The sequence below is a fragment of the Cupriavidus sp. 96C5-1 genome (assembly GCF_057798855.1).
In genome coordinates this window covers 1-6,407 of sequence record NZ_JBYOJU010000100.1, presented here as the reverse complement: position 1 = coordinate 6,407, position 6,407 = coordinate 1, and the positions used below count along the sequence as shown (strand labels likewise).

6 protein-coding genes are annotated in these 6,407 nt (G+C 63.2%); all 6 read left to right on the top strand.

The genetic code is table 11. The features are described from left to right. On the top strand, window positions 1-1,502 hold a 1,502-nt coding region (locus AC3FOF_RS44220), incomplete at its 5' end, for a DUF2345 domain-containing protein (RefSeq protein ID WP_488730276.1). Continuing rightward, window positions 1,499-2,107 (top strand): hypothetical protein, encoded by a 609-nt coding sequence (locus tag AC3FOF_RS44215; RefSeq protein WP_276266659.1) that lies wholly within the window; start codon window positions 1,499-1,501, stop codon window positions 2,105-2,107. The genes AC3FOF_RS44220 and AC3FOF_RS44215, both read left to right, overlap by 4 nt. After that, window positions 2,104-2,796: a hypothetical protein gene (locus AC3FOF_RS44210; RefSeq protein WP_488730275.1), complete on the top strand. Its 693-nt coding sequence runs from the start codon at window positions 2,104-2,106 to the stop codon at window positions 2,794-2,796. Before AC3FOF_RS44215 ends, AC3FOF_RS44210 begins: the two co-directional genes overlap by 4 nt. 144 nt (window positions 2,797-2,940) lie before the next feature. After that, window positions 2,941-4,707 carry an esterase/lipase family protein gene (locus AC3FOF_RS44205; RefSeq protein WP_488730274.1) on the top strand — a complete coding sequence of 589 codons (1,767 nt, stop codon included), beginning with the start codon at window positions 2,941-2,943 and terminating at the stop codon, window positions 4,705-4,707. 77 nt (window positions 4,708-4,784) lie between these two features. After that, window positions 4,785-5,942 (top strand): T6SS immunity protein Tli4 family protein, encoded by a 1,158-nt coding sequence (locus AC3FOF_RS44200; protein WP_488730273.1) that lies wholly within the window; start codon window positions 4,785-4,787, stop codon window positions 5,940-5,942. Between the two features lie 142 nt (window positions 5,943-6,084). Further along, the coding region (locus AC3FOF_RS44195; protein ID WP_488730272.1) for a contractile injection system protein, VgrG/Pvc8 family at window positions 6,085-6,407 on the top strand (323 nt) is incomplete at its 3' end.

Sequence of the window (6,407 nt, the reverse complement as noted above, 5' to 3'; positions counted from 1 at the left end):
TCGGCCGCCACTCCTGCTGGATACGCCCCGCCCACGGCTGGGCCGGCACCCGCTGGGGCCATCTCGCACTGCCGCGCATCGGCCAGGAGGTTCTTGTCGATTTTGTCGACGGCGATCCTGACCAACCCATCATCACCGCGCGCATTTACCGCGTCACCAACCCCACGCCCTACGCGCTGCCCAAGCATCAAGTGCTCAGCACCATCAAGAGCAAGGAGCACAAGGGCCAGCGCGCCAGCGAGCTACGCCTGGACGACACCACCAACGAGATCAGCGCCGCGCTGATGAACGACCATGGCGCCAGCGCCCTGCATCTCGGCTACCTCACCCATCCGCGACCCGACGGCGGCGGCCCGCGCGGCGAAGGCTTCGAGCTGCGCACCGATCTGCACGGCGCGCTGCGCGCCGCCCAGGGCCTGCTGCTCTCCGCCGAGGCGCAGCGCGATGCGGCCGGCGGCCAGCTCGACCGCGAGGCCATCGTCGCCACGCTCGACGCCGCGCTCCAGCTCGCCAAGGCGCTGGGCGATTACGCCGGCCAGCATCAGGGGCTACCTCACGACGCCAAGCCGCGCGAAGGCCTGACCGACGCCGTGCGCGATATGGGCCATGGCGCCAACGACCAGGCCAACGGCAGTGGTGACGGCACCAAGCCGTTGCTCGCGCTGTCCGCGCCCGGCGGCATCGCCGCCGGTACCCCGCGCACCCTCGCACTGGGCGCAGGCGAACACATCGATGCTGCCGCGCAAGGCAACCTGCAGCTCAGCGCCGGCGAGCGCGCGCTGATCCACGCCCGCAACGGCATCAGCACCTTTGCGCAGAACGGTGACGTGTGCCACATCGCCCATCAAGGCCAGATGCTGTTGCAGGCCCAGCACAACGTCATGCGCCTCGAAGCCGATCAAAGCGTCGACGTGACCAGCAGCGAGAGCCACGTCATCGTCGCGGCGAAGGAGCACATCACCCTCTTGTGCGGCGGCGTCTACATCAAGCTGCAAGGCGGCAATATCGAGTTGGGCATGCCGGGCGCCTTCACCACCAAGGCCGGCAGCTATGACTTTATCGGCCCCAGCAGCACGTCGGCGGCATTCAACGCGTGGGATACGTCTCCGTTCGACGAGCGGTTTCAGGCCTTGCTTCCGAACGGGTCGCCGGCCAAGAACCGTCGGTATGTCATGATTCGCGCCGATGGCACCCGCATCGAGGGACGAACCGATGGCGAGGGCTATGTCAGCCTGCAGCGCGGCATGACAACCGAGCGCATCGCCTTGGAATGGCCGTCCTCACAAGAGCAGCCCAATCCCGCGGCGAATGAGCTATCTGACAGCGATCTCGCGTACTTCTATCACGCCGAACATGATGACGGCAGCCCAGCTGCCCTGGCTTATCGGGTCGACTCTGAACAGACCAAGCTGTTCGACAACGAGTTGGACGCGCAGGGCCGCACCGTGGCGCTGCCGATGTCCGTGCGCAGTAAAGTGATTTTCTGGATCCCGCAATCATGACGCAAATCGACAAGCAAACGCGCAAGCTTGCAGCCATTGCCTACGGCGAAGCATCCGTTGCCGACGACCCGAACGAGATCGGTGGCATTGCTTACGCCGTGGCGAATCGCGCCCGGGCCTGGGGCGGAAAAACCGTGGACCAATTGCTCGCGGCCGACCCGAACTACACCTACGCCGTCAGCGACGGCAATGTGAGGTATCAAAAACTGATGGACGCCAGCGATGCCCAGATTGCCAAGAATAAAGGCATGACAGCAGCGTTGCAGCATGCCATCAGTGCCTTGGCCAACACTGGAACGGACCCATCCAATGGCGCGTTTTGGTGGGACGGTCTGGACTTCCGCACCAAGGCTAAGCACCCCAAGCGCAAAGACGGCTTTTACTACGGCGATGAAGCCCACAACATCTTCAACGTGGATCCCGTAAGCAAGCCCGTCACGATCTACTGGAAGGTGGCGAACAAGAAGACCGGCAAGGAAGTCAATTCCAAAGTGCGTGGCAAGTACGAGTACGTTTGGGTGTCTACCGCGGCGCACGGCCAAACCATTTTCTGGACTCATGACAGTGACTACCTAGAAGCCACTGGCGGGAAGGCTTACCGATGAAATACAGATACGCATGGTGCGCGTTGACGCTGATGGCCCCGATAGCCAGCGCATCCCCCATCTTCGACGGCTACGAAAGCTACTATGCGTCGCAGTCCGGAGCATTGTTCAACGCGCGCGACAGCAAAACGCTCCAATCCTACAGTCTCTATCCCGACAACACCGTGCAACAGGGATGGGAGGGCATCGCAAACGGCCATCGGCAGTCGGTCAAGGTAGCCGACGGCAATATCCAACTGAATGGCCGCAAGCTCCGCTTGACCCGCGCGCGGCTCTTTCCTGGCGAGTCCACGACGCCTGACGACCTGGGCCGCGGCACGGAGGTCTATTTTGCCAACGGCTATGTCTGCTTGGAAAACACACCGTCTTCCGCCAGCGGTACCGCGGCGCGTCATATGGCCGTCTACCTGATCCGGACAGGGAGCACGCCGCAACTCTTCAAGCTACCCAGCCTGTTCGCCTCGTGTCTTGGCATCCGCCGCATCGGGGGCGACATCGCCTTCCCGCGTGTCACCTACGACTACGCCTTGCAGCGTGACGTGCCAGATGGTGTGGTCTTCACCGAGTACCGACTCCGCGGGCAGGGATTCGTCGCCACCTCCAGGCAAGTCGCCGCACGCTTCGTCGAAGCCGGCAACGTCTACCGCTTCACTATCACCTCACCCCAGTCCACGGGAGAAGCACCGTGACCCCGCCGAGCGCGCGTGACCACGGCGTACGACAGCGCATCGCAAAGACGGCCTCGATTGCAGCCTGCGATAAGCGATTGGCGTCCATGCTGCGGCATGCCGCGACGCCATCCGCCTTCCATGTTCCGACACAAGGATGATCTCATGACCGAAGCCAAGACGGACACACGCACGGCCCCTGGCAGCTACAACGCCAAGGGCGAGCCTCAGCATGCATGGAACCTGTCGCCCAGCGACCGTACCGATGCCGTGCAGTGCCATCTCCCTCCGGAGGCTGTGCTGCCGGTGATCTTTGTGCCGGGCATTATGGGAACGAATCTTATGACGGTGCCTGACGCAGAGAACGGTGATGGCCTTCCCGTCTGGCGACTTGATGCCGGATCGTTCAACAAGAATTTTTGGCTGTTTCGTAGATGGAACGGCGTAGCAGCAGGCGAGAGGCAGCAGATACTGCATCCTGATCGAGTGACGATCGATGACGGTGGGGCAGTTCCCAAGCGTCAGGCGGGATCCGTGCGCCCAACGTCCGGAAGCGATGAACAAGGACAACAGGCGCAATTGGCTGAGCTCTACCGTGCGCGCGGCTGGGGCGAAGTGAGCGAAACCAGCTACCACGATTTCTTGCTGCACCTGGAAGCGACCCTGAACAATGACTTCCTGCCGCATCGATGGCCACAGTTCCACGTCGAGCCAGATCAACTCGAGACGCTCGACGCGAGCTCCCCCCCTCGGCTGAAACCTGGCGCTCCGATCCGGATGCCGGCCTTGCAAGACCTGGTAGAAAGCGAAGGACTACCGACCATGCTTTCCGACGACCTCCTGGCGCGCTCACTCTACCGCATGCCCATACACGCCTGCGGCTATAACTGGCTCGCCTCCAACAAAGATGCCGCCGAGCGTCTGGCTGAACGTATCGCGCAAGTCATCCAACAATATGGCGACGCCTGCAAGCAGGTCATCCTGGTCACACACTCGATGGGCGGCCTGGTCGCCCGGCAATGCGCCCGGCTGCCGGGCATGAGCGAGTGCATCGCGGGCATCGTGCACGGCGTCATGCCGGCAAACGGCGCACCCGTCGCCTATCGCCGCTGCAAGCTCGGGATGCGCGAGGAAAGCTTCATGGCCAGCAAGGTCATCGGCCCCACCGGCCGCGAAATCAGTGCCGTCTTCGCCCAGGCCCCCGGCGCCTTGCAACTGCTTCCCACCACGCAATACCGCCCGGGTTGGCTGCGGCTCTTTGACGAGCAAGGCAAGCCAATCATGCCCACCTGGCCGGCCATGGACCCCTATGAAGAAATCTATCTTCGTCGCGACCGTTGGTGGGGATTGATGCGGGAGGAGTGGTTGTCGCCAGAGAACGGCGCACCGATTACATGGCAGACGTTCGCCGACAACATCACGGCTGCCAAGGACTTCCACCGCGACCTTGGCTTGTTCTATCACACATCCACCTACGCATACTATGGAGCAGACGCCCGCCAGCCGAGCTTTGATTCCATCACCTGGGACATGAAGCGGCCTCGCTATCCCCAAGAGAGTCAAGGCTCCCTGACGGGTAGCGATTTCTCCGACATGGAGACGGACGCGGTCATCGGCGGCGGCAGCAACCCGGTACTCCTCAACCTGCCGGAGCGTGCGGGCACTCAACATCCCGGTGACCGGAGACCGACGGCGGCAGCGCACTGGAAGCTGCGCTGCCGCATGCAGGACGGCATCGGTGACGGCACCGTGCCGGAAGCCTCGGGGCGTGCGCCTCAGCAGCAAGCCCAGAGCAGCCAGGTCCGTTACCAGTTCCGCCTGACCGGCTTCGACCATGAAAAGTCTTATCTGAATGCGCGGGCCCAGGCCGTCACGCTGTACAGCGTGATCAAGATCGCGGCGCAAGCCACCAAGCCAGCATGCATCCAATAATCATCCTCTTGGTGCTGCTCTGTTCCTGGCTCGTGGCCGGTTGCACAGAGCCGACTCGCGAGAAGGGGAAACAAACCGTGACCGCACAGACCACCGATATGCGTACCTGGGCCATGGGCCGGGAATTGATCGATCTGCCCAAGAGCTGGAACTACAGCACCGGCAGCGACGTGACGTTCTACTACGGGCTCGGCGCCGACCATAAGGCCGTCTCCGTCAGGATTCTGGCCGAGCGCATCACGCCGCAGTTGTTCGCGTCCGAGGTAGCCCGCCGAGCAAATCTGATCCGAGCCGTGGGCAATACGCGTACCGGCGGCTCCATGCTTCTGGAATCCACCACGCTTGATCCGCAACAGATCCTGCTCCGCTATCAGCGCCGCACCGATGGCAATTCCGCTGAAATCCAGGAGCTTCATCGATGGCTCGAGGGTGTCTATGTGATGATCAAGGCCGAAGCCTACGATGGCGTCATCGCCCCCGTGGCGGAACGCATCAAGACCCTTGCTTCATCCATCGAGAAAATCGCCGATCCGGAGCGAGCGGGCCCGGGCTTCGCGCTCGGACCAATCATCATCCGCGGGAATCACGACCACGAGTCGGCTTCCATCACGTATTACCTGCCTGCATCCAACGTCAGCCTGAAGATCTACCTCAGTGCCATCACCCCGAATACCAAGCAACGACTGATCCCCCGCTTCAAGCAGGACGCCGATGATATCGGCTATCCCTACAAGCTGTTGAAGCAAGGTCCGCTGACGATCGCGACCATGGCCTCCGAACAGGTCCTGGTCGCCTTTCGAGGCGAGGACCATCGGCTATTCAAGTTCATGGCGGAAACGTATCGCGCGACACCATCGCTGGCTCAACCGACACTGTCCGTGACGATGTCCGGCGGCGGCCCCAAACGCCGCACCCTCGACCCCGATGCGCCCGTTGACCTAGTCCGCTGGAGCCTGCCCTCCTTTGTCCCTCGTTATTGGGAACGGCCACTCTGGCAACGTCCCCCGCCCCCTCCCGCCGTTGATGCCGAATACACCGACCACGAAGCCATCGGCGTCTGGGACGCCATCATCGGCTCGATTCGCCCGCGCGGCGGTGCCGTTGCACCACCGGTGCCACCCGCGCCGCCCAAGCCCACCGCTTATCGCAGCCCCACCCGGGAACAGGCGGAAGCCGAGCGCCGAGGGCTGGACGCCTTCCTGGCCAGCCCGCCCCGTAGCAAGCCGAAGACCTGAGCCGATGCGCCACGTGATCTGTCTCCTCGTACCACTGGCCGGTTGCACAAAGCCGCCTAGCAAGAAAGAGAAACAGACCGTGGCCACGCGTCGTGCCGCAATGAAGTACACCGCGCGCCGTACCTTTCCTTGGAGCATCGTTATGCCCACCCAATCCGACCTGCGCTTCACCTTCGCCATCCACGGCACGGACGGCAAGATCGACCTCGACGTCGTCGCGTTCACCCTCGACGAAGGCCTCTCACAGCTCGACCGCCTCGAACTCGATCTCGCCAGCCACGCCCCCGACATCGACTTCGACCAGGTGCTCGACCGCCCAGCCCTGCTCACCCTCTGGCACGGCTCGCGGCCCGTGCGCCGTGTCCACGGTCTCGTCAGTACCTTCGAGCAACGCGACTCCGGCTTTCGACGCACCCGCTACCGCGCCGTCGTCGAGCCACGCCTCGCACGCCTCGGCCTGTGCGC